21 protein-coding genes are annotated in these 24,520 nt (G+C 73.2%); 12 read left to right on the top strand and 9 right to left on the bottom strand.

Translation table 11 applies throughout. The features are described from left to right. Positions 1-17: 17 nt before the first annotated feature. Genes EV187_RS02400 through EV187_RS02380 form a run of 5 tightly spaced genes read right to left on the bottom strand, consistent with a single transcriptional unit; the run spans position 18 to position 5,190 of the window. Positions 18-1,127 (bottom strand): glycosyltransferase, encoded by a 1,110-nt coding sequence (locus tag EV187_RS02400; protein WP_130351429.1) that lies wholly within the window; start codon positions 1,125-1,127, stop codon positions 18-20. After that, positions 1,124-1,732 carry an acyltransferase gene (locus EV187_RS02395; RefSeq protein WP_130352192.1) on the bottom strand — a complete coding sequence of 203 codons (609 nt, stop codon included), beginning with the start codon at positions 1,730-1,732 and terminating at the stop codon, positions 1,124-1,126. The genes EV187_RS02400 and EV187_RS02395 overlap by 4 nt, the downstream gene beginning before the upstream one ends. Positions 1,733-1,737: 5 nt before the next feature. Continuing rightward, positions 1,738-3,048 (bottom strand): wax ester/triacylglycerol synthase domain-containing protein, encoded by a 1,311-nt coding sequence (locus tag EV187_RS02390; protein ID WP_130351428.1) that lies wholly within the window; start codon positions 3,046-3,048, stop codon positions 1,738-1,740. Further along, positions 3,045-3,983 carry a glycosyltransferase family 2 protein gene (locus EV187_RS02385; protein ID WP_130351427.1) on the bottom strand — a complete coding sequence of 313 codons (939 nt, stop codon included), beginning with the start codon at positions 3,981-3,983 and terminating at the stop codon, positions 3,045-3,047. Before EV187_RS02385 ends, EV187_RS02390 begins: the two co-directional genes overlap by 4 nt. Then, entirely contained in the window at positions 3,967-5,190 is a 1,224-nt protein-coding gene (locus tag EV187_RS02380) for a glycosyltransferase family 4 protein (RefSeq protein ID WP_130351426.1), read from the bottom strand. The genes EV187_RS02385 and EV187_RS02380 overlap by 17 nt, the downstream gene beginning before the upstream one ends. A 271-nt stretch (positions 5,191-5,461) precedes the next feature. On the opposite strand from EV187_RS02380, the gene EV187_RS02375 reads away from it, so the two are divergent. Genes EV187_RS02375 through EV187_RS02345 form a run of 7 tightly spaced genes read left to right on the top strand, consistent with a single transcriptional unit; the run spans position 5,462 to position 13,234 of the window. After that, positions 5,462-6,328, top strand: a complete 867-nt coding sequence (locus tag EV187_RS02375; RefSeq protein ID WP_130351425.1) for a hypothetical protein — start codon at positions 5,462-5,464, stop codon at positions 6,326-6,328. Positions 6,329-6,336: 8 nt separating this feature from the next. Further along, positions 6,337-7,974, top strand: coding sequence for an O-antigen ligase family protein (locus EV187_RS02370; protein ID WP_130351424.1), 1,638 nt, complete (start codon positions 6,337-6,339; stop codon positions 7,972-7,974). Positions 7,975-7,982: 8 nt separating this feature from the next. Next, positions 7,983-8,831, top strand: coding sequence for a glycosyltransferase family 2 protein (locus EV187_RS02365; protein ID WP_130351423.1), 849 nt, complete (start codon positions 7,983-7,985; stop codon positions 8,829-8,831). Beyond that, complete coding sequence (locus EV187_RS02360; RefSeq protein ID WP_130351422.1) at positions 8,828-10,426, top strand: lipopolysaccharide biosynthesis protein; 1,599 nt, start codon at positions 8,828-8,830, stop codon at positions 10,424-10,426. The genes EV187_RS02365 and EV187_RS02360 overlap by 4 nt, the downstream gene beginning before the upstream one ends. Further along, the gene (locus EV187_RS02355) at positions 10,423-11,298 is read left to right on the top strand and encodes an SGNH/GDSL hydrolase family protein (protein WP_130351421.1); all 876 of its coding nucleotides are present in this window, start codon (positions 10,423-10,425) and stop codon (positions 11,296-11,298) included. Before EV187_RS02360 ends, EV187_RS02355 begins: the two co-directional genes overlap by 4 nt. Further along, positions 11,295-12,227 (top strand): glycosyltransferase, encoded by a 933-nt coding sequence (locus tag EV187_RS02350; RefSeq protein ID WP_130351420.1) that lies wholly within the window; start codon positions 11,295-11,297, stop codon positions 12,225-12,227. The genes EV187_RS02355 and EV187_RS02350 overlap by 4 nt, the downstream gene beginning before the upstream one ends. 53 nt (positions 12,228-12,280) lie before the next feature. Next, entirely contained in the window at positions 12,281-13,234 is a 954-nt protein-coding gene (locus tag EV187_RS02345) for a glycosyltransferase family 2 protein (RefSeq protein WP_207221710.1), read from the top strand. Here the strand turns inward: EV187_RS02345 and EV187_RS02340 are convergent. From EV187_RS02340 to EV187_RS02325, 4 genes are all read right to left on the bottom strand, one after another. Further along, positions 13,183-14,349, bottom strand: a complete 1,167-nt coding sequence (locus EV187_RS02340) for a glycosyltransferase (RefSeq protein WP_130351419.1) — start codon at positions 14,347-14,349, stop codon at positions 13,183-13,185. The two genes, EV187_RS02345 and EV187_RS02340, sit on opposite strands and share 52 nt — an antisense overlap. Before the next feature lie 32 nt (positions 14,350-14,381). Beyond that, a complete protein-coding gene (locus EV187_RS02335) occupies positions 14,382-15,911 on the bottom strand; it encodes a sugar transferase (protein WP_165391076.1) in 1,530 nt (509 codons plus the stop codon). Positions 15,912-16,289: 378 nt separating this feature from the next. After that, complete coding sequence (locus EV187_RS02330; RefSeq protein WP_130351417.1) at positions 16,290-17,486, bottom strand: glycosyltransferase; 1,197 nt, start codon at positions 17,484-17,486, stop codon at positions 16,290-16,292. Further along, entirely contained in the window at positions 17,483-18,043 is a 561-nt protein-coding gene (locus tag EV187_RS02325) for an acyltransferase (protein WP_130351416.1), read from the bottom strand. The genes EV187_RS02330 and EV187_RS02325 overlap by 4 nt, the downstream gene beginning before the upstream one ends. 328 nt (positions 18,044-18,371) lie before the next feature. Here EV187_RS02325 and EV187_RS02320 point away from each other — a divergent pair, with 328 nt between their 5' ends. Genes EV187_RS02320 through EV187_RS02300 form a run of 5 tightly spaced genes read left to right on the top strand, consistent with a single transcriptional unit; the run spans position 18,372 to position 24,463 of the window. Beyond that, positions 18,372-20,102: a fatty acyl-AMP ligase gene (locus EV187_RS02320; protein ID WP_130351415.1), complete on the top strand. Its 1,731-nt coding sequence runs from the start codon at positions 18,372-18,374 to the stop codon at positions 20,100-20,102. Then, on the top strand, positions 20,099-21,820 hold the full coding sequence (locus tag EV187_RS02315) for an acyl-CoA dehydrogenase family protein (protein WP_130351414.1): 1,722 nt from the start codon (positions 20,099-20,101) through the stop codon (positions 21,818-21,820). Before EV187_RS02320 ends, EV187_RS02315 begins: the two co-directional genes overlap by 4 nt. Further along, entirely contained in the window at positions 21,817-23,559 is a 1,743-nt protein-coding gene (locus EV187_RS02310) for an acyl-CoA dehydrogenase family protein (RefSeq protein ID WP_165391075.1), read from the top strand. The genes EV187_RS02315 and EV187_RS02310 overlap by 4 nt, the downstream gene beginning before the upstream one ends. After that, positions 23,556-23,810, top strand: a complete 255-nt coding sequence (locus EV187_RS02305; protein WP_130351412.1) for an acyl carrier protein — start codon at positions 23,556-23,558, stop codon at positions 23,808-23,810. The genes EV187_RS02310 and EV187_RS02305 overlap by 4 nt, the downstream gene beginning before the upstream one ends. Continuing rightward, on the top strand, positions 23,807-24,463 hold the full coding sequence (locus tag EV187_RS02300) for a 4'-phosphopantetheinyl transferase family protein (RefSeq protein WP_165391074.1): 657 nt from the start codon (positions 23,807-23,809) through the stop codon (positions 24,461-24,463). Before EV187_RS02305 ends, EV187_RS02300 begins: the two co-directional genes overlap by 4 nt. Positions 24,464-24,520 lie beyond the last annotated feature (57 nt).

Raw genomic sequence — 24,520 nt, 5'->3', positions numbered from 1 at the left:
GTGCATGCGTCCCCTGGTCAGCTGCGTACGGATTCGGGGACCGGCACCGGCGGCCGCATCGGCGTCCCGTCGCGCACCAGCCGGTAGAAGGCGACGGTGTCGGCGGCGATGCCGGGCCAGTCGAGTCGGTCGAGCGATGGATGCTCCGGCCGGATGCTCCGGGCCCACTCCACGCTCGCGTCCAGCTCGTCGCCGTCGAAGTCGCCCGTGTAGCAGCGCACCCAGTCGGCCCCCACCGATGCCTGCAGCTCGCGCATCGCGCCGAGCGCGGGAACGACGACCGGCCGGTCGGCGGAGAGGGCGAGCACGGCCGAGCCCGAGTTCTGGATCGCACGGTACGGCAGCACGACCACGTCGGCCGCACGGAGCCACGTCGCCAGCGAATCGTCGGACTGGAAGGCGAGGTCGAGCACGACGCGAGGGTCGCCGTCGGCGGCGGACCGGATCTCCTCGGCGAGCGACGACGACGACGGCCGGCCCGCCACGGCCAGCACCAGGTCGGGATCGTCGCTCGCGACCATCGTGCGCACGAGCTCGGGGATGTTCTTGTACTCGCGGATCATGCCCACCGAGACCACGAGCGTCGCTCCGGGGCGCACCCCCACCCGCGCCCGTGCGTCGACCCGGGGCGCCGTGAAGTCGTAGTCCTCCCGGTAGTGCCCGTGCGGGGTGACCACCGCCGGCAGGTCCGCGAGCTGGGGGTGGGCCGCGCGAGCGGTCGCGAGGCCGCCCTCGGTGAGCGACAGCAGCCCGTCGACGTGGCGCACGAGCAGTCGCCGGAGCATCGCGCGCAGTCGCGGGGTGGCGCGCCGCTCGTGCGAGGCGACGTTGTGCACGGTCCACACGACCTTCGTGTCGTTGCGGAGCCGGGCGACCCGAAGGGCCGCGCGGAACAGCATCATCCGCGCGAGCACCCGCCACGGGCGGCCGGTGAGGAAGGTGAGCTCGGGCCAGTGCAGGTGCACGATGTCGACGCGCCGGGTGGCGAGGCGCACGTAGGAGAGGTCGCGCACGAGGCATCCGTCGCCGGCGATCGTCTGGTACAGGCGTGCGTTGTACGGGTTGGCGTGGGCGGTGCGGAACGCCGGCTCCGCCTCGACGACCAGCGGGCGCTCGGCGCCCGTCATGCGGCCGCCCCGGCGTCGGCTGCGATGTCGGCTGCGGTCCCGGCCCCCGCGGCATCCGTCTCGACCGAGACGGCGGGAGCCGGAAGCGGGCGCGTGCCGATCACCCGGGCGGGCACGCCGCCGGCGATGCACTGCGCCGGAAGGTCGCTCGTGACCACCGCCCCGCCGGCCACGACCGCGCCCTCGCCGACGGTCACGCCGGCGAGCACCACGACGTTCGCCCCGAGCCAGGCGCCGTCGCCGATGACCACGTCGCGCTCCTCCTTCGGCTGGTCCATGATCGCCACGTCGCCCTGCACGATGCCGTAGTTCGACGCGGTGACGGTGACGTTCGGGGCGAACAGGCACTTCGAGCCGATGACGATGCGGCCCGTGCCGTTGCCGGCCCAGATCACGGAGTGCTCGCCGAGGTGCGTCCCGGCACCGATGCTGATCCGCTCGGCGTTGCGGAAGGACACGTTCGGCGCCATCGAGACGCCCTCGCCGAGCTGCAGCCGGCGCACCTGGCGCACATGCGAGTAGCTCGCGAAGTGCGCCAGCCGGAACGCGTGCAGGTAGGTGCGGAGATCGAGCAGCGAGCGAGCCGCTCCCGAGAGCCGGGGCATCCGGCTCACCCGGCCACGCCGACGGGCACCGCGAACGACTCCGCGATCGTCGCCATGACGCGGTCGATGTCGGTCGTCGCGCGGGTCGTCACGCAGATCGTGAGGCGGGTCCCGTAGTGGCAGGAGAGGCAGGCGATGTCGTCACGCGGATCACCGGCGGGCCACCCGGTGACCGACTCGATCGCGGCGTCGCCGACGTACCGCTGCTGCCGCCCCCACGTGACGAACGTGGCGTATCCGCTCCAGTCGCGCTCGCCGAGGTCGCGACGCGTGGGATCCTGCACCGCGGCCTGCACCTGCGCCCGCACGGCGGGCACGAGCTCCTCCATCGGCGCCGATGCGGGCACCGTGACCTTGGCCATGCTGATGTGGTTCCGCACGTCCGCGTCCGCCGCGGTGCGGCGGGAGATCGGCACGAGCAGCGACACCGTCTCGCGATCGGGCTCTGCGGCCGCTGCCGCGCGCAGGGTCGCGGCGACGGTGAGGTCGTGCACGGTGCCGCCCAGCCGGTACGCGTGCTTCGCGACGGGCTGCAGGTCGACCTCGAGGAAGCGGGAGTGCCGGGGCACGAGCACTCGCGTCGCCTCGCCCGACCGCGCGATGACGGCGTTCTTCACCGGCCGGATGACCCGTCCGCCCCAGCGCCGCAGGCGACGGGTGAACGGCTTGCGCCAGTACTCGTGCCAGGCGCCGCGGACGCCCTGCTGCCGGCCGCGCCACGCGCGGAACGCGATGGCGAGGATACCGAAGCCCGTGCGCGGAGCCACGCCCAGCGCCTCCCGCTCCGCGTCGGTCACCTCGGGGATCGCCGCCGACGACTCGGTGCCCGCGACGACCTCGCCGATGCGGAGGCCGAAGAGCGCGTCGCCGATCACGTGGTGGTAGCGGCCCACGACCGCCACTCGTCCGGAGTCGAGCTCGACGATCCGGATGTCCCAGAGGGGCCGCGACGGGTCCATCGGCCCGCTGAGCCGACCCGTCAGCACCTCGACCCGGTCGGGGTCGTCGCGTTCGACGGTCGGGTGCAGCGTCACGTGGCGTGCCACGTCGAGGTCGGCGACGGGCACCCAGGCGGGCGTGGTCGCGCGCAGCGGCGTCGGCACCAGCCGCTGCCGCATCGCCGGGACGTGCCAGGTGACCGCCTCGAACCTGGCACGGATGCCCTCGAGGTCGATCGCGCCGTCGGGCCGCCGGAGCAGCCCGCCCTCCACGAGCAGGGCCGCTGCGGCGATCATCGCCTCGAACGCGATGGCGTTCGCCACGAACTTCTCGTCCAGGGTGCGGATCAGTTCGGCCTTGGGCTGGGGTGCGTTCATCGCGTCCTCCCGGTGTCTCGGTCGACCGGTGCGTCGACCGGGGTCGGTTCGGGTGGATGCTCGTCGATGAACGTCGTTCCCGTGATCCGCAGGCGGGCGCCTGCGAGGAAGCCCTGGCGGATGCCGCGGAGCATGGCGCGGTCGGCGGCGCCCCTGCGCGGATCGCGGACGTGGCGGATGGCGCGTCCCACGGTGCGCTTCAGAAGGACGGCCAGCATCGCCACCCCGGTCCAGAAGCGCAGCCGGACGAGCTTGTTCGACAGGGCGCCGAGGCCGAGTCCGTAGCCGAGGTGGAGGGCGGTGTACGAGTCGCCGTCGCGCGTGTTCACGTGATGGACCACGCAGGCGGGATCGTGCACGATCGCGTGACCGGCGTCGAGGACGCGGCAGAACATGTCGAGGTCCTCGGCCCCCGCCAGACGGCGGCCCGCTCCGAGTACGTGGTCGAAGCCCCCGAGCTCGAGCACGAGCTCCCGCCGGAACGCCATCACGGCCCCGTGCCCGGCGTCGAGGCCCTCGACCGTGCGCGTGCAGCGCCGCAGGGATGCGGCCGGGGCGTCGCGGCCGATGAGGGTGTGATCCAGCATCCGCCCCGTGACCGCGCCGACCGTCGGATCGGCGAAGCGATCGAGCACGGGATCGATCCAACCGTCCACCGCGATGCAGTCGTCGTCGGTGAAGAGGACGAGCGGGCGGTCGGTGGTGCGCAGTCCCACGTCGCGAGCGATCGACAGGCCCCGGATGTCGCTGCGCACGTACAACGCGCGCGACGCCGCGACGACCTCGCGGGTCGCCGACGACTCCGAGGCCGAGTCGACCACGACCACCTCGACCTCCTCGGGGATCGCGGCCACGATGGAGGCGAGGGCATCGGCGAGCATCGTCGCACGATTGCGCGTGCAGACGATCACGGCGAGGTCACGCGGCGTCGGCATGCGCCTCCTCGCCTGCTTCGCCGGCCGAGCTGCGGCCGTAGGCGGCGAGGAGGCTCCGCCCGGCCGCCTCCCAGCTGAGTTCGGGTGCGTGGGACATGGCGGCGTCGCGCAGCCGGTGGAGGGTCTCCGGGCTCCGGTCGAGCAGGTCGAGCTGGGCGGTGAGGGCGTCGACGTCGCCCGCCTCGTGCACGAGGCCGTGGACGTCGTGGTCGAGCAGCGCGCCCGCGGCGCTGGACACGAGCGGGACGCATCCGGCGACCTGGGCCTCGTAGGTCACGAGGGCGCTGCCCTCCTCGAGGCTCGGAAGGAGCAGGACGTCGGCGCGCGCGAGCTCCTCGATGGGAGCCGGCGTCACCCCGCGCAGCTCGATGCCGGGGTGCGCGAGGCGGTCGGCGACCACGGCCAGGTACTCGGCGTCGACGGCCCCGAAGACGAGGAGTCGCCCGTCGCGGCTGGCGGTCGACGCGATCCAGGCGTCGAGGGCGTGGTGGAGGCCCTTGCGCGGTTCGACGCGGCCGAGGAAGACCGCGGTCAGGCCGGCTCGGCCGTGCTCGCGTCGGACCACCGGCGCGGCGGGCGTGCACCCGTAGCGGTGCCGGCGGAGACGTGCGTGGTGGTACCCGCGCTCGAGGAACGTCGCCGCGACGGCCTCGGAGGGCACGAGGAGCCCGGTCGCGGTCGACCACTCCCGCTCCTCCGTGGCGAGCCGTCGAGGGTCGGCGGTGTGGGACGCCCCGGCGCGCGGGGTGAGGCCGAGCCGCGCGGACTCGCGAGCGACGACCTCGTAGGCGTTCGCGGTGTGGGTGTTCGGCACCTCCCGGAACGACGGGATGCCACGACGACGGGCTGCGTCGATGGTGCGGGTCGCGGCGAGCGGCCAGACGTGCACCACGTCGACGGCACCGAGCGGGTGCCGGAGGACCGCCCTGGCGGCCACGCGATCGTGCCAGGCGAGCGCCCGATCCCGTCCCATGACGCGGTGGGGGACGCGTCGGCCCGCGATCGCGAGCGACGTCGCGACGGAGGCGAGACCCGGCACCGGGCGCGAGATGCTCGCGGCGACCAGGTGCACCTCGTGGCCCGCCCGGACGAGCTCGTTGACCTGGTTCCACGCGGTCCACCCGATGCCGGGCGCGCCGAATGCGTGGGGGAAGCTGTACAGGATCGAGATCCGTCCGCCGCCCCTCGCCGACCCCGTCGAAGCCATGTGGACCCCCGTGACGCAGAGATGTGTCCTTCCAACCTTCGGGGCGGACCTTCGGGTGCACAACGCACGTCGACGTGTTGACGCGCAGAGTTAACAGGCCCGCAACAGAGACCGGGGCCGGAGTTAACAATCCACCCCCACGATGAGTCTGACGGAGTGTTCCTCAATCTCGCGTTGGCGATGACGCACCGGGACCGAGCGATCGGGACGGGAGCGCTCGCCGACGCCCCGTCAGCCGAGAGCCGACGGGACACAGAAGAGGGGGAACGCCATGGAGACTCCGAAGTACCTCCAGACACTCTGGAGCTACAAGTGGTTGCTGGCATTCGGGCTCGTCGTCGCGATCGCGGCGGCGTTCTTCGCCGGGTTCACGATCACGAACGGACAGGTCGAGTCACGGGCGGTGAAGTCGTACACGGCGGGAACGACCGTGCTCGTCACGAGTCCGAGCGACACGCTCTACCAGGCGCAGCTGCCGGCGCAGACGGTCGAGCAGGGGGTCACCCCGCCGGAGCCGCTCGACCTCTCGGAGGCCGCCCAGATCTACGCCTACCTCGTGGCGGGGCAGACGATCGAGGATCAGGTCGTCTCGCAGGTGGGCGCACTCGACCAGGACACCGAGTCGATCACCGCGATCCGGCGCACGACCCAGCCGGCCGGCGACGAGCGCTTCCCCGGATCCCTGAAGCTCCCGGTGCTGGAGATCGTCGGGACCGCGGCGACGGAGGATCGGGCGGAGGACATCAGTGCGGCCGCGACCGACGCCTTCCTCGGGTACGTCACCGCCGAGCAGGACGCGGATCAGATCCCGCCCGAGAACCGGGTCGAACTCGAGGTGCTCGCCCGCAACGCGGCCGTCGAGGGCGACACCAGCAACCCCGCGATCCCGATCGTGATCACCGGCGTCGCCGTGTTCCTCGCGTTCGTGGCTCTGGCGCTCATCCTCGGCGGCATCCGCTCGGGCCGCGAGAAGCGGCGGGCGACCCCGCGTCGACGCGGCAGGAAGGCCGCCGACGCCCCGCCGACCGAGGCCGGCGCCGCGGAGGCGTCGATCGACGCGCCGGCGCCCTCGTCGGAGCACGATGACGACGCCGAGCGCCGACTCGTGGGCGCGGGCTCGGGTCCGCGGACGGACTGAGCGACCACATGACGGTCCTCAACGGCGCGTCGGGGGTCGCCGGCGAGACCACGAGCCCGGCGGATGCCGCCACCCCTCCGGGTGGTGCATCGGCCGAGCCCCGCGGGGTGAGCCGGCGCAGGGTCTTCGCGGCTGCGGGCGTGCTCGCCGTCGCGCTGCTCGCCGCGGTGGTGCTGCTGCCGCCGCTCATCGCGGGCGCGGCGCTGCTCGTCCTGGCGCTGCTCGTGCTCCTCCGACGGGTCGTGTTCGCCTGGAGCACGGCCATCGTCCTCCTCGCCGGCGTGATCATGTTCGTGCCGGCGCGGCGCTACGCGATCCCCATCCCGCTCCCGTTCCAGCTCGAGCCCTACCGGCTGGTGCTGATCATCGTGCTCGTCGCCCTCCTCGTGGCGCTCCTCACGCAGCCGGACTTCCGGTGGCGGCCGGTGGCGTTCGGGGTGCCGATCGCGATCCTGCTCGTCACCGTGGCCGTGTCGTTCGTCGTCAACGGCATGGAGCTCGCGAACGCCGGGCTCGTGGAGACCGCCATCGGCGGCATGACCCAGCTGCTGCTCATGCTGTCGGTGTTCTACGCCTTCCGCCAGCTGCTGCGCGGCGAGCGCGACGTGATGCTGCTCGTCACGTTCCTCACGTGGGCGGGCGTCGTGGTCTCGTTCTTCGCGGTCATCGAGCGGGTCTCGCGCACGAACGTGTTCCTGATGCTCGGGAACGTGCTCCCGCTCACGCTGCTGCGTGAAGGCGGCGATGTCAGTCGTGCCGGGGTCGCGCGGGCGTTCGGGTCGGCCCAGCATCCGATCGCACTCGCCGTGGCGCTCTGCCTGCTGATCCCGCTGGCGGTCTACCTCGCGAAGTACGCCGGGTGGCCGTCCAACGCGATCAATCGGCGGCTCGTGTACGCCGGGGCGGTGGTGATGCTCTTCGGCGGCGTGCTGGCCGCGATCTCGCGCACCGCGGTGGTCGTGCTCGGGGTCATGTTCCTCGTGACGCTGGTGTTCCACCCCCGGGTCGCCGGGATCCTCTTCGCCCTGGCCTTCCCGATGGTGCTGCTCGCCGCCGTGGTCGTGCCGAAGGTCTTCGACAAGATGGTGCTGTCGTTCCTCGATGTCGACTCGCTGGTCGCCTCGCAGTACACCTCGGCGGGCATGGGCGGCGCGGGTCGCCTCGCCGACCTCGAACCGGCGCTGCGGGAGGTCGCCCAGCGCCCGTTCTTCGGCAGCGGGTTCGGCAGCCGCATCGTGATCGGCGACGAGGCGAACGCGTTCATCCTCGACAACCAGTTCCTCGGCACCCTCATGGAGACCGGCGCGCTCGGCGCGATCGGCCTCGCCGTGTTCCTCCTCGTCCCGCCGATCATGCTGCTGCGGTTCGCGTTCGCGCAGGCGGCCGAGCGCCGTCATGCCGCACTGGCCCTGACCATCGCGATCGCGATCTCGGGATACATCGCGGCCATCTTCTTCTACGACGCGTTCGGCTTCTTCCAGACCTTTTTCATCCTCTGCATGCTGCTCGCGGCCGGCGCCTGGCTGCTCACGGAGGCGCCGAGGCGCGCCGCGGCGGAGCCGTCGGATGCGGGGGAGGTCGGGTCCGAAGCCGGGACGGCAGCAGGGCCGGCGGCGCCGGCCGACGCCGTGGGGGTGACCCGGTGAGGGCCCGGATGTCGGTCGTGATCCCCGCGCACGACGAGGCGAGCGTCATCGGGCGGCTGCTCGAGGGGCTCACGACCGATCCCCGCGGGCACGAGCTCGAGCTGGTCGTCGTGGCGAACGGATGCACCGACGCGACCGCCAGCGTGGCGGCGTCGTACGGCGCATCCGTCACCGTGGTCGTGATCGACGAGGCATCGAAGATCGCCGCGCTCGAAGCCGGAGACCAGGCCGCGACCGTGTTCCCGCGCGCCTACGTCGACGCCGACGTCGTGCTCGGCGTCGCGGCGCTGCTCGCGCTGGCGGACGAGCTCGAACGCCCGGGCGGGGCCCTCGTCGCCTCGCCGCGGCTCGAGGTGGACGCCGTCGGCGCGGCCTGGGCTGTGCGGCAGCACTACCGCATCTGGGAGCTGACCGACTACCGGCGGACCGGGCACATCGGCTCCGGCGTCTACGCCCTGTCGGCCGACGGACGCCGCCGGTTCGGGCGCTGGCCGCGGGTGATCGCGGACGACCGCTTCGTCCAGCAGCTGTTCCACCCGCGCCAGCGTCGAACCCTCGACGACCACGCCTTCACCGTGCGCAGCGCCCGCACCCTCCGCGCCCACCTGCGGCGCTCGACGCGGATCGCGCGGGGCAACCTCGAACTCCCGGGCGAGCTCCAGCACGCGGGCGCCGCACCCGGTGGAGCGCGGGCCGCGAACCTCGTGCGCCGCGTCCTCGTCCGGCCCGACCTCTGGACGGCGTTCGCGGTCTACTCGATCACGTCGACGCTGCCGAGGCTCACCGCCCGCAGGCAGGTCGCCGAGCAGACGGAGCCGCTGTGGGCGCGCGACGACACCACCCGGGTGACGGCATGAGCGCGCCGCCGACCGACCGGCTCGCACACACGTCGTCGCGTGGGGTGTTCGTGACCATGGGCGGGTTCGGCGGCAAGACGCTCATCCAGCTGGCCTCGACCGTCGTGCTGGCCCGGTTGCTCTCACCCGCCGACTTCGGTCTCGTGGCGATGGTCACCGCGATCGTCGGCGTCGCCGACCTCGTGCGCGACTTCGGGCTCACCGGTGCGATCATCCAGTCCAGGAAGCTCAGCGATCGCATGTGGATGAGCGTGATGTGGCTCTCGGTCGCGCTCGGGATCGGCCTGATGCTGCTCATCGCGGCGTCGGCCCCGCTCATCGCCCTGCTCTACGACGAGGAACGGCTCATACCGCTCACGCTCGCGATCGCGCCGATCCTCCTCATCAACGGCCTCACGATGCCGATGCAGGCGCGCGTGCAGCGCGATCTCCGGTTCGGGACGCTCGCGGGCATCGACGTCGTGTCGATGCTGGTCGGCGTCGGCCTCGGCATCACCACCGCCGCGCTGGGCTGGGGGGTGTGGTCGCTCGTCGTGATGTCGGGGTCGGGCCAGGTCTACCGACTCGTCGCGCTGTGGGTGGGGACCCGGCCCCGCTTCGGACGGCCGCACATCTCACGCGAGGTGCTCCCGCTCGTGACGACGGGCGGCAGCATCTTCGGCGTCCAGCTGCTGAACTACGCGACGAAGAACCTCGACAACGTGGTGATCGGCCAGCAGCTCGGGCCCGCGGCGCTCGGACAGTACTCGCGGGCATACGCGCTCTACCTGCTGCCGATGCAGCAGCTGAACGGCACCCTCGGCAGGGTCGCCCTGCCCGTGCTGAGCAAGCTGCAGGACGATCCCGAGCGCTATCGGCGGTACACGCGCGGGGCGCTCATGATCATCGGCTACCTCACCATCCCCGTGTACGCGGTGGCGGCGGCGGTCGCCGCACCGCTCATCGCGATCCTGCTCGGACCCGGCTGGCAGGAGGCGGCGACCATCTTCAGCATCCTGGCGATCGCCGGCGTCGCGCAGTCGATCGGCAGCGTCCTCGGATGGCTCTACATCACGCTCGGGCGCGCGCACCGGCAGCTCGTCTTCTTCGTCGTGACGCGTCCGCTGCTCATCGCCGGCTACTTCCTCGGCATCTGGTGGGCCGGCACGGAGGGGCTCGCGCTGGTGTTCGGGCTCCTCTCGCTGGCGCTCCTCGTGCCGGAGCTCTACTACGCGACCTCCGGCACCTTCATGCGGGTGCGCGACATCCTGATGCCGATCCTCCGGCCGCTCATCCTGGCGCCGCTCTGCTACGCCGCCGCCGCCGCGGTCCAGCGCGCCACCGACGGACTTCCCGCGATCGTGCAGCTGACGCTCGGAGTCGCGGCCGGCGCGGTGCCGTTCCTCGCGTGCCTCGCGATCCCGGCCTATCGACGCGATCTCGCGCAGATCGCCGGCTTCGTGAAGCAGGTGCGGAAGCCGGCGCGGGCCGCACCCGGCGAATCGGCCACCACGCCGGGTGCATCGGAGGCGTCGGCCGAGCCGGCCACCGGTGAGGTCGACGAGGTCATCCGCGACGACGCGGCGGTCATGCGAGAGCGGAAGGCGGAATCATGAGGAGAGCACCGATGCACGGGCGGGGCGGCCGGGCGCTCATCGCACTCGTCGTCACGGGACTGCTGGCCGGTTGCGCGGCCTCGTCGGCCGCCGAGCCCGATCTCACCGAGCTCGAGCCGCCGGCCGCCGCGGCCGAGGTGGCCGCCCTCGGAATCCTCGGCGACTCGATGTCGCTCGGGGTGAACGCCTGCGGCGAGCAGGGGCAGTGCGCCGAGGTCTCGTGGGCGGGCGGGTCGGACCCGGCCGTCGGATCGATCGCGATGCGGCTCGCCGCGGCATCCGGGGCCGAACCCGAGGTCGTCAACGCCGCGAAGGACGGCGGCGACGTCGGGGAGGCGCTCAGCCTCGCGGACGAGGTGATCCGGGCGCGGCCGCAGCTCGTCACGGTGCTCCTCGGCGGCAATGACGCGTGCGCGCCGAGCCTCGAGGAGATGACGCCGGCGGCCGACTACGAGGCGGGCCTCGCCGCCCTGTTCGGGCGGCTGAACGTCGAGGCGCCCGATGCGACGATCCTCGTGCTCTCCATCCCCGACCTCCACCACCTCTGGGAGATCGGCCGCACGAACCCGCAGGCCGTGCAGGCGTGGAACAGCAGCCCGTCGTGCTCGAACCTGCTCGGTGCGGCCGATGACGACTCGGCCGAGGCCGACGCACGACGCGACGCGGTGGCCGCACGGGTCGACGAGTTCAACGCGGCCATCGTGCGGGTGTGCGCCGCCGCGGAGCGCTGCATCGACGACGGCGGTGCGGTCTTCGCCTACGACTTCAGCGGCGAGGAGATCTCGGCGATCGACTTCTTCCATCCGTCGATCGCCGGACAGCGCGCGATCGCCGAGATCGCGTGGGGTGCACTCGAAGGGGGATCGGAATGACGACGATGCTCGTGGCCATCTCAGGAGGCCATCTCGCACAACTCCACATGCTCGCTCCCCGCATCACGGGCGGCGACCACGTCGTCTGGATGACCGACGACACGGCGCAGAGCCGCTCGCTCCTCGACGGCGAGCACGTCTACCACGTGCCGACGCGACCGCCGCGGGACGCGGTGGGCGTGCTCCGCGACACGCGGGTGGCCCAGCGCGCGTTCGCCGAGCACCGGATCGACCGCGTGGTCAGCTCGGGGGCGCAGATCGCGCTCTCCGCGCTCATCCCCGCGCTGCTGCACCGCGTGCCGTTCAGCTACGTCGAGAGCGCCACCCGCGTCACCGACCTCTCCACGACGGGCAAGCTGGTGGATCACATCCCGTCGGTGCGCCGGTACGTGCAGTACCCGTCCCGGGCCTCGGGCCGGTGGCGGTACGCCCTCTCGGTGTTCGACGGCTTCAAGGTCGAGCCCGTGGGAGAGCGGCCGATCACCCGCGCGGTCGTCACCGTCGGGGGGAACGGCGACTTCGGATTCCGTCGGCTGGTGGAGTCCGCGCATCGCGCGCTCCCCGACGACACCCGCGTGCTCTGGCAGACGGGCTCGACGGACGCCAGCGGCCTGGGCATCGACGCGATCGCGTCGGTGCCGTCGGCGACCCTCTCCGCCGAGCTGACCGCTGCCGACGTGGTGATCGGGCACGCGGGGACCGGGACCGCGCTCGCGGCGCTCAGCGCCGGGAAGGTGCCGGTGCTCGCCGCGCGATCGGTCGACCACGGGGAGCACATCGACTCGCATCAGGACGACCTCGCGGCCTTCCTCGCGGAACGCGGGCTCGCCGTCGTCTGCCCGGCCGACGACATCACCTACGACGATCTCCGCGAGGCCTCGCGGTGGCGGGTCTCGCGCCGTGACGACCTGGAGCCCGTGACCATCTGACCGTGGACGTGCCACGCAGCCCGCCGAGCCCGCAGAGACCGGAAGGACGCAACGTGCCCGAACTGAGCGTGGTGGTCGTGAACTACAACACGAGGGATGCCACGGCCGCGTGCCTGCGATCGGTGCTCCAGACCGCCGCCACGGTCGACCTGGAGCTCATCGTGGTCGACAACGGCTCGTCGGACGGCAGCGTTCCCGCGTTCCGTGCCGGGTTCCCCGGAGTCGTGGCGATCGAGGCGGGGGAGAACCTGGGCTTCGCCCGCGGCGTGAACCTCGGCGCGCGCGCCGCGAGCGGGACCTGGCTCCTGCTGCTGAACCCCGACACCATCGTGCTCCCCGGTTCCCTGCGAGCGCTGCTCGACTTCGCGGCCGCGCACCCGGAGTTCGGGATGTTCGGCGGGCGGACCCTGCGGCCCGACGGCAGCGTCGACCCGAGCTCCTGCTGGGGCGCCCCCAGCCTGTGGTCCCTCACGATGTTCGCCACGATGCTCTCGACGACGTTCAAGCGCTCGCCGTTCTTCGATCCCGAGTCCCTCGGCGCATGGAACCGGGACTCCGTGCGGGAGGTGCCGATCATCACCGGATGCCTCCTGCTGGTTCGCCGTGCGGACTTCGAACGCCTCGGCGGCATGGACGAGGACTACTTCCTCTACGGCGAGGACGCCGAGTTCAGCCTGCGCGCGGGCCGCGCCGGCATGCGTCGCGTGGTGGTGCCCGATGCCGTCATCGTGCACGAGGTCGGGGGCTCGAGCGACGCGGGCGGCGAGAAGGGGTGCATGGTGATGGCCGGCAAGGTCACGCACCTGCGCAAGACGTGGACGCCGGTGCGCGCCGCGATCGGAGTGCGCCTGCTCGTCGCGGGCGTGGGGATCCGGGCCGCGCTGGAGACCGTCACCCGCCGGTCGCGCGCGCCGTGGAGCACCGTGTGGCGGCGCAGGGCGGACTGGCGCCGGGGCTACCCGGCCGCGGAGGCGACGCTGTTCGGCCGCGTGCCGGCGACGGCCTGATCGTCGCCGCCGAGCACCCAGTCGCGCAGCTCGTCGAGGAACCTCGCCGTGTCGAACTCGAGGGCACGCCGTCGGGCCGCGTCGGGATCGATCCCGCTCGCGGCATCCACGGCGGCGCGGAAGCCCGCTGGGTCGTCGGGGTCGTAGTGGACGCCGGACAGGCCGTCGACGACGGACTCGGCGGCGCCGCCGACGCGGTTGACGATCACGGGGCATCCGGCGGCCATCGCCTCGACCGGGATGATCCCGAAGTCCTCGACGGGCGGGAAGACGAGCGCGAGCGCACGCTGGAAGAGGGCGCGCATGAGCTCGTCGGACACGCGCCCGAGCACGTGCACCGGCACGCTCGCGTCCGCGGCGAGGGCGGCGAGGCGCTCGCGCTCCGGACCCGCGCCCGCGATCACGACGGGCAGGCCGAGCCGCTCACCGAGGTCGAGCACCGCGGCATGCCGCTTGTAGGGGACGAGGCGCGAGGCCGCCAGGAGGAATCCGTGGTCCGGCAGGTCCGCCAGGACCGCCTGCTCGGCGGACGTCGTGCGCTCGGCCCACGCGCCGACCGCCGCGATCGCCGCCGCGTCGACCGGCGGGTGGATGACCCGCGCGTCCCGGTCCCACGCGCGGCGGATCCGGTCCCGCACGAACGCACTGTTGGCGGCGAGCGAGCCCGAGTGCGGCGCCGCCCGTCGATCGACGCCGCGCAGCCAGGCGCGGGGCGGACCCATGAGCGGCAGGGCCGTGCGGCCGTCCAGCCCGGGCTCCCAGAGGTAGCGCGCGGGCGTGTGGACGTAGGAGAACTTCGGCACGCCGGCGCGGGTGCCGAAGCCGGCGTGGTGCGCGAAGACGTAGCTGCTCGCCAGCACCCAGTCGGGAGCCTGGGCGGAGCCCCAGCCCCGGCGCCAGGTCCCGGACATCAGCGGGAGGGCGAGCGCCTTGCGGCCGCGCAGCGGCGTGCGGGCCAGCCAGGACTCGTCGACGGCATCGGGCGCGAACCGTCCCGGATCGTCGTTCCAGAGGCAGGCGACGCGTGCCTCCGGGAAGGCGACGCGCATGGCCTCGAGCACCTGCTCCGCCCCGCCCGACTCCTCGATCCACTCCTGCACGATGAGACCCGCCATGCCGTCCTCCGATCGGAGCGCCCCATGGGAGCTCAGTAGGCGCCGCGGCTCCCGACCACGGCCCTGACGGTCTTCAGGAGGATCACCAGGTCTCCCGTGATCGACCAGTTCTCGACGTAGTAGAGGTCGATCTTCACGCTCTCGTCCCATGAGAGGTCCGACCGGCCGCTGACCTGCCAGAGGCCGGTGATGCCGGGCTTGGTGAGGAGCCGGCGATTCACGTCCTCCTCGTACCGCTCGACCTCGTCCGGAAGGGGCGGCCGCGGCCCGACCAGGCTCATCGAGCCGGCGAGCACGTTCCACAGCTGGGGGAGCTCGTCGAGCGAATACCGCCGGAGCGCGCGTCCGAACGGCGTCACCCTCGGATCGTCCCGCACCTTGAACAGCACGCCGCTGCCCTCGTTGCGATCCTGCAGGTCGAGGAGTCGCGCCTCGGCGTCGGTGACCATCGACCGGAACTTCAGCATCGTGAACCGAGTGCCGTGCGCGCCCACGCGCTCCTGCCGGAAGAGCACCGGCCCGTCTCCGGAGAGGCGCACCCCGACGGCGATGACCGCCATCATCGGGCCGAGCAGGAGCAGCGCCACGGCCGCGACCGCGATGTCGAAGCTGCGCTTGACCGCGTGCCCGAACCCCGAGTACTGGGGAAGGTCGACGTGCACCATCGGCAGGCCGTTGATGGGCCGGAGGTGGATGCGCGGACCCGCCACGTCGGTGAGGCGCGACACGAGGATGAGCTCGGTGTTCGAGTTCTCCAGCTCCCACCCGAGCCGCCGGATGGTGGCGCTCCCGCCGGGGAGGTCGCCGGCGACGATCACCGCGCGCGTCCTCGTGCGCTTCGACGTCGCGGCGAGGTCGGCGAAGTCCACCGTGGGCAGGTCGATCTCCTGCGACCGGCGGGTCCGCGCCGATCCCGCGAAGGTGGCGCCGATCGCGCGGTAGCCGACGCGGTACTGCCGACGGAGCTCGTCGACCACGCGCGCGACGTCGTCCGGCCGGCCGACGATGATCGACCCCGTCGTGCAGCGGCCGACACGACGCATCCGGTGCAGGAGGTAGCGCCAGGTGACGCGGCCCGCGAGCAGCAGCGCGAGCCCGAGCGGCAGGGCCACCGCGAGGTAGCCGCGCGCGATCTCGAGCTGCAGCAGGAAGGCCACGACGGCGAGCGTCCCGAAGGTGATCAGGGTGGCGTTCACCACGCGCTGGTATTCGACCGTGCCCGTGCCGATGTTGCGGATCAGCCGGGACCTCGTCGCCGAGAGGGCGACCACCCAGACGACCGCGATGGTCGCGCCGAGCGACAGGTAGGCGACGTCCGCCTGGGGCGTCGCGGCACCGAGCGCGGTGGTCCGGAATCGCACGAACTGCGCGACGAGGAGCGCGACGACGATGACCGCGGCATCCGTCGCCGTGAGGGCGAACACGAGCCGGTGGCGCCAACCGAGCTTGCGCGGCTGCGAGGCCACGCGCTGGCCGACGGATGCCCCGACCGATGCCGCGCGGTCCAGCAGGCGCTCCGCGGGTGAGCCCGCGATCGACCTGCTGTCTGCTTCAGTGGTCAACGATCGTTCCCCCTCCGTGGCGGCCCATACGGCTCGTACGAGCGGTCGGAGGGGGCGACCACCCTGCCCGGCCGAATGCTGGCAGTGGTGCAGGCGGTCGTCGCCTGTGAACTCGAGCGAGTGCGATCGACGTGGTGTCCACGTCCCGTCGGGGGATCCGCGGCCCTCCCCGGTGCCGCGGTCGATCGTCCTCTGGGGCGATGCTAGCCAGACGTCGGATCCCCGCGATAGCGCCCGGAGGTGCAATTCACAGGCTCTTCAGGTGACCGATACACGGCCGACACATTCGGGTGGGTGCCCCCTCCGTTCGGGGGGCAGCGGGCCGATCCGGCGGCGCACAGGCTCCCCGGCGGGCTCGTGACGCGCACGGCGAGCACCTCACGATCGTGCGAGGGCGAAGACCCGTTCGTGTCGCGCCGCCCACGAGTTCGCCTCGATGAAGGCGGTGCGCCGCGGTTCGTCCGCGCGGTCGAGCGCGAGCGCCATCGGGACGACGTCGGCGAACTCGCCGACGGTGTCGGCGAGCAGCACCCGTTCGTCGATGCCCCGCACGGGCGGCAGATCGGTGGCGATGACCGGGATCCCGGCCGCGAGGTACTCGTAGATCTTCAGCGGGCTCATGGCCTCGGTGAGCGGGGTGCGGCGATGGGCGAGCAGGCAGAGGTCGGCGTTGCGAAGCGTCGCGACGAGCTCGGCACGAGCGACGCTCGGGTGCAGGTGGACGTTGCGGAGCGGGCGGAGCTCGGCCACGTACGCGGGGTCGGGCAGCGGGCCGAGCAGCACCACCTGCAGGTCGGGGCGGCGAATCGCGAGATCCACGATCCCCGGCACGTCGAGACGCGAGTCCAGGGTGCCGACGTACACCGCCCGTGGACCCGGGATCGCGTCGAGCCAGGCGGGGGCCGGCGGCGGCGGGCCGAGCCACTCCGACGGCTCGACGCCGTTCGGCACGACGGCGCTGGGGCCGGTCGGGGCGATCCGATCGATGATCTCCTCGGAGACGGCGGCGACCGGCCGTCCCGATTCCGAGATCCGGCGGTACGCCGCCCGATACGCCGGCCAGTACGCCTCGCGCGCCGGGGAGCTCGACCAGTCGTCACGCGCGAAGAACGTCACCTCGGAGGCCCAGTCGAACGGCGCGAATCCGGCGACGAGGGGATTGGTCGTGAGCACGTACGGCAGCACCAGCTCGAGCCGGCGGGCGGCACGGAGCAGGGAGCGGTCGTAGCCGCGGTAAGCGGCGTCGAGGGCGCCGACGTCGGTGGGGTCGTCGCGGCGCATCCGCACGGGACGATGCAGCGACATCCGCCCACTCGGGGGGAACCGCGCGTCGCGGTCGAGCAGCGGCGTCGCCGCGACCCTGGGGAGCCACCGGAACGGGTTCGCCACGAGCAGGCGGCGCACCTCCGGGCTCCGCATCAGGCTCGCGAGGATCCGGTCGGGCGGGCGCATCATGCCGCGACGCACGGCGTCGGAGTACGTCTCGTAGCTGAAGGTGAAGACGTAGTCGGCGGCGCGGCGAGGACCGGCCCCGACCTGGGCCGGGACCGAGCCGGTGCCGGTCTGCTCCGTCATGCGGCCAGCTGCCGGATGAGTCGGGCGGGAGCGCCCGCGACGACGCAGCGCGGCGGCACGTCCTCCCTGACGACCGAGTTGGCGCCGACCACGGCGCCGGCGCCGATGGTGACGCCGGGCATGATCACGGCGTTCTGGCCGAGCCACGCGCCCCGGCAGATCCGCACCGGCGCGACCCTGGCGAGCGGCTGGTCCCTGATGAACGTGTCCGGCGCGTCGAACCCGTGCGTGTGGTCGGAGATGTAGACGCCGCGCGCCATCGCCACGCCGTCCTCGATCACGACGCTGTGCACGGCGGAGATCGAGGTCTCGTTCATGCGGACGCGATCGCCGATGACGATCACCGGGCCGGGCTCGTCGAGGCGCGGCACGATGAGCCAGGAGCCCGGTCCGATCAGCACGTCGGAGCCGATCGCGATGCGATCCGCGTTCCCCACCCGGAACGGCAGCAGGATCCGCGTCCGCGCACCGAAGCGCGCGAAGCCCGTACCGGCGATCCACGAGAAGGCCGCGTCGCGTGCCCGCTGCATCAGCAGGAGCAGGTCAAGTCCGTTCACGTCCGCCCTCCCCGGTCGCCGACCTCGGTGACCGCGCCCCCGAGCCGGTGTGCCGTCACCGAGGGTCCGCCGTCGGCCGAGTCGCCAGCCCGACCAGCGTATCCGGCGACCGGACGCCGGGGCCGTCGTGCGGGGGATTGTTTACCGGGAGGTAACAGGGGCGACCGCGAACGCCGCCCCCGAGTTGGGGGTAGGACGCAGGGACTTGTAACACGGTCGCAACACCACGCGCCCTCCCCGTTCAACTGCGGGCCGTAGGCTCGCCGGACCGAAGGGGGGACGGGCGCGTCGGCGCCCCGAGCCCTGCCGACCAGCGGAGGGATCCGGCGTGACCGCGAACAGCACCTTCCTCGACGCCATGCGGACTGCGGCCGTCGCCGCAGGAGACGCGCGCGGCTTCCGCTTCTACGCGAACCCGACGGAGTCCGCGTTCGCCTCCTACGCGCGACTGGACCGGCAGGCCAGGGCGGATGCCGCGGCGCTGGCCGCGCTGGGCCACGCTCCCGGTGAGGTCGCGGTGCTGGCCTTCGAGCCGGGCCTCGAGTTCATCCGGGCGCTGTACGCGACGTTCTACGCCGGCCTCGTGGCGGCCCCGGTCCCCGTCGCGGCGACGCGGCAGCCCGACGTCGCACTGCGTCGCCTCGAGGCGATCATCGCCGATTCGGGGAGTCGCCTCATCCTCGCCGACCCCACCGCGCTGCGGTCGCTGGGCCTGGAGCCGTCGGGCACGCTCGCGGGCGCGGACCTCGTGCCGATCACCGCCCTGGAGGGGGTCGTCGACGACTGGACCGCACCGCCCATCACGCCGGACTCGCTCGCGATCCTCCAGTACACCTCAGGGTCGACCGGCGTGCCGAAGGGCGTCATGGTGAGCCACGGCAACCTCGTCGCCAACGAGGCGGCCATCGCGGGAGCCGTCGGGATCACGGGCGAGTCCCGGACGATGGGGTGGCTGCCGCACTACCACGACATGGGCCTGATCGGCCAGCTGCTGCAGCCGGTGTCGGTGGCCGCCGACAGCGTGCTCACCTCGCCGAGCCAGTTCCTCCGGCGGCCGCTGCTCTGGCTCCGACTGATCACCCAGCACCGCTCGACGCACACCGTCGGGCCCGACTTCGCGTACGCCCTCTGCACCAGGCTGGTGACCGACGAACAGGTCGGCGAGCTCGACCTGTCGTCGCTCGAGGGCGTCATCACGGGCGCCGAACCGGTGCGCGCCGACACGCTCGCGGCGTTCGCCGGGCGATTCGGCCCGGCGGGCTTCCGGGCCCGGGCGTTCATCCCCGCGTACGGCATGGCGGAGACCACCCTGCTCGTCACGGCGAGCGTGCGCGAGGGAGCGGTCTCGACGGTCGAGGCCGATTCGGCGGCGATCGAGCGCGGCGAGCTCGTACCGGCGTCCATCGGCCGACGACCCGTGGAGCTGGTGTCGTGCGGTCCGCCGGCCGGCGGCCACGAGGTCGTCATCGTCGACCCGCGGTCGGGCGAGCGGGCGACGGCGGGCTCGATCGGCGAGATCCTCGTGCGCGGCCCGAGCGTCGCACAGGGGTACTGGAAGCGGCCGGACGCCACGGCGGAGACCTTCGCCGCCACGATCCCGGGTGATCCCGACGGCCGTCGATACCTGCGGACCGGCGACCTCGGCGTCCTCGTCGACGGGGAGCTCGTGATCACGGGACGACTCAAGGACCTCATCATCATCCGCGGGCGCAACCTGTACCCGCAGGACCTCGAGGGCATGGCGGCGGGGCTGCTGCACTCCGGATGCCTGAGCGCCGCCTTCGAGGGCACGGTCGCGCAGCCCCTCGTCGGGCTCGTGGCCGAGGTCGACACGGCGAGGGTCTCGCCCGACGACCTCGGCGACCTGGCCGAGCGCGTGCGGCGCTCGGTGGCGGAGGAGTTCCAGCTCCCCGAGCTCGGCGTCGCGCTGATCAGGAAGGGCACGCTCCCGCGCACCACCAGTGGCAAGGTGCAGCGGAGCCTCACCCGGTCGCTCCTGGCCGACGATCGACTCGCGACCGTGCTCACGCTCGGCTTCGAACGGGCGGGCGCGCGGTGAGCACCGCCGACCACGCCGTGCTCGACGAGGCCCCGACGGTTCGGGCGGCGCGACGCGTCGTGCGCGAGTTCGAGCGGCACCTCGGGGATCCGCGCGATGCGGCATCCGTCATTCCCGTCGACCGGTCGGTGGGCCTCGACGAGCGCCGCGAGTTCCCGGCGGACGCGATCGCCGCGGTGGACGAGCTGGGGCTGCAGCGGTGGTACGTGCCCGAGGCCCACGGCGGCGAGCTCCGCGACTTCCTCGTGCCGATGCTGATGATCCGGAGCATCGCGCGACGCGACCTCACGGTCGCGGTGGCGCACGGGGTGACCTTCCTCGGGGCGGTCGGCGCCTGGATCACGGGCGGCCCGATCGCCCGAACCATGGCCGAGCTCGTGCTCGACGGCGGTCCGGTCTCGTGGGGGCTGACGGAGCGGGGCAGAGGGTCGGACCTCTCGAACACGGCGACCACCGCGAGCATCGGCGGCCACGTCGTGCTCGACGGCGAGAAATGGCCCATCAACAACGCGACGCGCGGACGCGCGATGACGGTGCTCGCCCGCAGCTCCGACCAGCCCGGCCCGAGATCGCTGTCGCTCGTGCTCGTCGACAAGCGTCGCGTGGACGCGGCCACGCTCACGACGCTGCCGAAGGTCGCCACGCACGGCACGCGCGGCGCCGACATCAGCGGGCTCGCCATGCGCCGCGCGGTCGTCGACCCGGAGATGCTCGTGGGGGAGCCCGGTCACGGCCTCGAGACGGTGCTGAAGAGCCTGCAGCTCACCCGCCCGCTGACCACGCCGCTCTCGGTCGGGGCGGCCGACCACGCCATCGGGGTCGCGCTCGAGTTCGCGGTGACCTCGCCCGCCGTCGGCGGCCCACCCGCCCGCCGACCCTCGACCCGGTCGACGCTGGGCACCGCCGTCGCCGACGGGCTCCTCGCCGAGGCGGTCATGGTCGCGGCGGCACGCGAGATGCACCACGCCACGCACGAGATGGCGCTCGTGAGCTCGCTCGCCAAGTTCCTCGTTCCCAACACGGTCGACCTCCTCGTGCGCGAGATCGCGCCGTTCCTCGGCGAGCGTTCGCAGCTGCTCGGCGTCGCGGGCGCGGGAGGCTTCCAGAAGGTGGCCCGCGACAATCGCGTGGTCGGCATCTTCGACGGCAACTCGATGGTGAACCTGAACATGATCGTCAACGAGTTCGGCACGATCGCGCGGCCCGACGACCCCGTCGACGCCTCGCTCGTCGTGGCGTCCATGCGGCACGACGCGGCGCCCGACGGATGGCTCGATCCCGGGCGGCTGCGGCTCGTCACCCGTCGCGGGTCCCGGCTGCTCCGTGCCCTGCCCGGGCTCGTCGACCTGCTCGGGCCGCGCGAGTCCGCCCGCCCCGCCCGGCGGATCGCGTCGGAGCTCGACCGGGTGGTGGACCTCGCCGCCGGCGCGCCGCGTGCGGCGATGCCGAGCGCCCGGTCGTTCGAGCTCGCCGAGCGCATCGCGCTCTGCTTCGGCGCCTCGTGCGCGATCGCGGTCGAGCTCGGGGGGCCGGATGCCGCCGGCGCGGCATCCGAGGCCCGACTGCGCGCCATGCTCGACCGGATCGCGGTGCGCCTCGGCGTGCTGGATGCGGCGTCGGCGTCGGCGTCGGCCTCGCTGCTCGGCGACCTCGCCCTGGAGGCGACCCGCGACGGTCGCCGGCTCTCGGTGCTCGAGGGATGGGAGGCTGCGCCGTGAGCCGGCCGCGCGTCGACGCCGAACCGCGGGTCCGCGAGCCCGACGACCTCGAGGTGCGCTTCGGCGACCCACGCACCACGGGTCCGTTCGACTACGCGTCGATCGTGGCCGACGACGAGGCGCGCCGAGTGAGCACCGCCGCCGAGGCACTGCTCGACGAGTGGGGCGCGGCCGCCGACTTCGTGCCCGCAGCGCTCGGCGGCCGGTGGGTGTCCACGGAGGAGCTCGTCCATCGCTGGCGCCCGGTCTTCCGCCGCGATCCGTCGCTGGGCCTCGGCCACGGTGTCGCCACGCTCACGGCGGCGACGCATGTCTGGATCGCGGGCGACCCCGCGCAGCAGGCGGCCGTCGCGGCTCGCCTCCTGCGCGGTGAGCGCATCGCGGCCGGCCTCGACGAGCTCGACCGCGGCGACCTCGAGCACGTGGCCTGCACCGCGGCGCTCGACGGCGATCGCTGGCTGGTGAGCGGGGTGAAGCAGGTCGTCGACAACGCCGATCGAGCCGAGTCGATGCTCATCCTGGCCCGCACCGGCTCCGGGTCCGGGCCGCGCAGCCACTCGCTCCTGCTCTGGGACCGGGATGCCGTCGCCGCCCCGCACGTCGACACCGCGCGCCGCGTGCTCACCGGCGGCACGCGCGGGCGACGCCTCGGCGCGGCCGAGTTCCGGGAGCTGCCCGTGCCCGTCGGCCGCACGGTCGGACCGCCCGGCACGGGAGTGCCGACCGCCCGCATCGCGTCGCAGGTGACCCGGGCGGTGCTCCCGGCGCTCGCCGTCGCGACCGTGGACTCCTCGCTCGAGCTCGCCGTCCGGTACGCCGGCGAGCGGTCGCTCTACGGCGGTTCCGTGCTCGACCTCCCGCAGTCGCGCGCGCTCCTCGCGGGCGCGATCGCGGACTTCCTCCTCGCGGACGCGTTCAGCTCGGTGGTGGTGCGCGGCCTGCACGTCGCGCCAGAGGACTGCCTCGTCCCCACGGCCGCGAGCGGCTACCTGGTGCCGCAGCTGCTCTCGTCGGCGATGCAGGACCTGTCGGTGCTCTTCGGCTCCACGTTCTACGCACGCGTGGAGCCCTACGACGTCTTCGAGAAGTTCCTCCGCGACGTGGCCGTGCTGTCGATCGGCCACGACGGCACCGACGCCTGCCTCCGCACCATCGCGGCGGGACTCGACGGATGGCTCGACTCCTCGCGTGGCATCGCGGCCGCCGACCGCGCGTGGTTCCGGCTCGGCGCGCCGCTCGGCCCCCTCGCGTTCGATCGACTCGGGCTCGACGCCGGCCCGGGCGACGTGCTCGGCGCCGCGCTGCGCGATCCCGGGGTTCGCGCAGCGCTCGGGACGAACGGCCAGCACCTCGCGGTGCTCGACCGCCTCGCCGACGCGTTCGACGCCGCCCGCGACGAGCTCGACCTCGTCGTGGCGCGGGCGCCCGAGCCGTCGACGGACACGGCCGAGTGGGCCGTGCCGCTGCATCGCCTCACGCTCCTGCTCGCCGCGGGCGCGTTCGCGGGCGTGTGCGCCGAGCGCGAGGGCGATCCGATCACGGCGGATCCGCTCGTCCGCGAGGCGTGCCTCCGTCGCGTCGAGGACCGGCTCGCCGGTCGCGCCGGCTCCCTGGAGCCGGAGCTGGTGGAGCGCCTCGTCGCCTACGCCGTGGACCGCACCGATCGCGGCATCCGCTTGACCATCTCGACCCGAGACGACGCGCGCGACCCCGCGCCGAAGGAAGGAGACGTCCGATGAACACGGATGCATCGACGATCGAGGCCTGGCTGGAGGGCCGCGTCGTGGCCTATGGAAAGGTCGACATCGGATCGTTCACCCCCGAGACGCCGCTGGCCGAGCTCGGCCTCGACTCCGTGTACGCGTTGACGCTGTGCGGCGACATCGAGGACCGGTTCGACCTCGAGGTCGACCCGACGATCGTCTGGGACCACCCGACGATCAGGTCGCTCGCCCACGGCATCGCCGGCCGGCTCGCGGCGGCGGCGTGACCCGAGTCGACGCCCCACCCCGGACGCCGGCTCCGCCCGTCGAGGGCGTGACCGACACGGGCGTCCACTGGCGCCGGGGGGACTGGCGCGCGGCGGAGGATCCGGCCCCGCCACCTGTCGCCGCGGCCGGTCCCCACGAGGTGCGCGTCGCCGAGCTCCATCGGCGCCGCCGGGTCGGCCGGCGCTGGGTGAGGGAACTCGTCACGGCCCGGCTCGGCGTCGAGTGGCCGGGATTCGCCACCGTCGCGACGCACCGCAAGCCGGTCCTGCTCGGCGGGGGCGGCATCGACGTGAGCATCTCGCACGGCGCCGGCACCCTGTTGGTCGGGGTCGCCGCCGAGGGGCTCGTGGGCGTCGACGTCGAGGACGAGCCGTTCGCGGCCTTCGGTCGCCGGTCACTCGTGCGCCGCATGTGCGCCGACGACGAGCGGGCCTTCGCGGCGACGCTGCCCGACGCGGTGCGACGCCGGACGCTCGCTCGGGCGTGGACGATCAAGGAGGCGGTGCTGAAGGCGCACGGGACGGGGCTGGCACGGGATCCGCGGGAGGTTCGCGTGGGCGCCGACGAGCTCGCGGCGGCCGAGGGCGGGCAGGGGCCGGAGTGGACCGTCGTGCACGTGCTCGGGGAAGCCGTGGTCGTGCGACATCCGTGAACCGTGCACGTCTCGCGCGGCGATGCGATGCGCCCCGGTACGACGAAGCCCCCTCCC

Origin of the sequence: Agromyces ramosus (assembly GCF_004216665.1) — a bacterium.
In the GTDB taxonomy this organism is placed as follows: Bacteria; Actinomycetota; Actinomycetes; order Actinomycetales; family Microbacteriaceae; genus Agromyces; species Agromyces ramosus.
Note: the sequence above shows the minus strand (reverse complement) of the source record. Positions and strands in the feature narration are given on the sequence as shown.

Bases quoted from the DNA above. Each gene is read 5' to 3' on its own strand.
- EV187_RS02390 (WP_130351428.1), bottom strand. From the start codon at position 3,048: ATGAACGCACCCCAGCCCAAGGCCGAACTGATCCGCACCCTGGACGAG.
- EV187_RS02360 (WP_130351422.1), top strand. From the start codon at position 8,828: ATGAGCGCGCCGCCGACCGACCGGCTCGCACACACGTCGTCGCGTGGG.
- EV187_RS02375 (WP_130351425.1), top strand. From the start codon at position 5,462: ATGGAGACTCCGAAGTACCTCCAGACACTCTGGAGCTACAAGTGGTTG.
- EV187_RS02365 (WP_130351423.1), top strand. From the start codon at position 7,983: ATGTCGGTCGTGATCCCCGCGCACGACGAGGCGAGCGTCATCGGGCGG.
- EV187_RS02350 (WP_130351420.1), top strand. From the start codon at position 11,295: ATGACGACGATGCTCGTGGCCATCTCAGGAGGCCATCTCGCACAACTC.
- EV187_RS02355 (WP_130351421.1), top strand. From the start codon at position 10,423: ATGAGGAGAGCACCGATGCACGGGCGGGGCGGCCGGGCGCTCATCGCA.
- EV187_RS02340 (WP_130351419.1), bottom strand. From the start codon at position 14,349: ATGGCGGGTCTCATCGTGCAGGAGTGGATCGAGGAGTCGGGCGGGGCG.
- EV187_RS02380 (WP_130351426.1), bottom strand. From the start codon at position 5,190: ATGGCTTCGACGGGGTCGGCGAGGGGCGGCGGACGGATCTCGATCCTG.
- EV187_RS02395 (WP_130352192.1), bottom strand. From the start codon at position 1,732: ATGCCCCGGCTCTCGGGAGCGGCTCGCTCGCTGCTCGATCTCCGCACC.
- EV187_RS02385 (WP_130351427.1), bottom strand. From the start codon at position 3,983: ATGCCGACGCCGCGTGACCTCGCCGTGATCGTCTGCACGCGCAATCGT.
- EV187_RS02400 (WP_130351429.1), bottom strand. From the start codon at position 1,127: ATGACGGGCGCCGAGCGCCCGCTGGTCGTCGAGGCGGAGCCGGCGTTC.
- EV187_RS02330 (WP_130351417.1), bottom strand. From the start codon at position 17,486: ATGACGGAGCAGACCGGCACCGGCTCGGTCCCGGCCCAGGTCGGGGCC.
- EV187_RS02370 (WP_130351424.1), top strand. From the start codon at position 6,337: ATGACGGTCCTCAACGGCGCGTCGGGGGTCGCCGGCGAGACCACGAGC.
- EV187_RS02305 (WP_130351412.1), top strand. From the start codon at position 23,556: ATGAACACGGATGCATCGACGATCGAGGCCTGGCTGGAGGGCCGCGTC.